The following is a 1,191-nucleotide window of genomic DNA, read 5'->3' on the forward strand; positions in this document are numbered from 1 at the left end:
AAGGAATAGTTATTCATATTTCAAAAAAATTTTATAATTTGCAGCAAAAAATAACCAAAATTGGATCTTTTTAGAAAACGTACGTAAGAACCTAAATTATATAAAGGTATTTAAATGTCTAAAAGCCAAGAGCAGGAATCCAATGATAATATAAGGCAACAGCTTGATGAAGAATATAAAAACCTTTCTTGGGTTGTAGCTGGATGGGCAGCTATTGGGGCTGAAACAGGTAACAAAAAATATGATGAGTTAAATAAACAATATCTAGATCTTAATAAAGATAATTTAGGTATAATACAAAGTGTTATCCAAGCAGTCGGAATGTCCCTAGTGCATTGCAATTTACCTGGGAGGCTTCTCAAGTTTTACCTGATCTTGCACTGGAGCTTAATAACCTCAGAAAAGCGAGAAGTGCTACCACTAATGTAGATTCTATTGAAGCCGGTTGCAAGATAATAGCAGATGCAGAATCGCTTGTAAAAAAATGCGCTTCTGTTTTACATTCCGAAACTATATCTAATAGCTCAAAAGAAACTATTTTACAATCTAAAGTTATCTCATATTTTCTCACATCTATTTTAAATAAGAGGTTTAACAAGATAACAAAAAACTTTCAAGCTTCCGAAACAGAAAAAATAAATATATTAGACAAAATAAGTCCTAAATTTGTCAGAGAATTATCTACCCTAGGAGTAGATTTAATATCTAAAGCGCTAGAAAGCGATTTAAACCCAAAACTACAAGAAATATATAAGAATATTAAACAAAAAAACGAGTCATCTCAAGGTGTTATATTAAAAAATATACATGACATTATTACTTCAGACAAAGTAAAGCCCCTTCTTAATCACGATTTAGTACAATTTTTAAAAAATCCTGATAATCAAAAGGAGTTAGTTCAGATTACGGAAAATATAATAAATAATAAAGCACAAAAAATCGTTAAACCTGAATTAATTGCAAATACAGTAGCACTACTTGCAAATTCTAGCGAAAAATTAATTGAAAGTACTCCTTCAGCTATAAAAGCTTATAGTCAGCTTAAAGAAAATCAACGTTGGACTAAAATTAACCTAAATATGAAAGAGTTAGATACTGAAACTAAAAAAGAGTTATTAAAAGGAAAAAACCTCAAATAGTAGAGTTAGTTGAAAATGCCAAAAAAATTGGTCGTGCCTCCGTATTGCAGTT

The 1,191-nt window shown here is 30.0% G+C and carries 2 protein-coding genes; both read left to right on the top strand.

Translation table 11 applies throughout. The features are described from left to right. Window positions 1-114: 114 nt before the first annotated feature. Window positions 115-429: a hypothetical protein gene (locus KYQ89_RS00025; protein ID WP_256621148.1), complete on the top strand. Its 315-nt coding sequence runs from the start codon at window positions 115-117 to the stop codon at window positions 427-429. Continuing rightward, the gene (locus KYQ89_RS07465; protein ID WP_256621149.1) at window positions 336-1,139 is read left to right on the top strand and encodes a hypothetical protein; all 804 of its coding nucleotides are present in this window, start codon (window positions 336-338) and stop codon (window positions 1,137-1,139) included. Before KYQ89_RS00025 ends, KYQ89_RS07465 begins: the two co-directional genes overlap by 94 nt. The last annotated feature ends 52 nt before the right edge of the window (window positions 1,140-1,191 follow it).

Source organism: Rickettsia sp. TH2014 (assembly GCF_019249195.1).
In the GTDB taxonomy this organism is placed as follows: Bacteria; Pseudomonadota; Alphaproteobacteria; order Rickettsiales; family Rickettsiaceae; genus Rickettsia; species Rickettsia felis.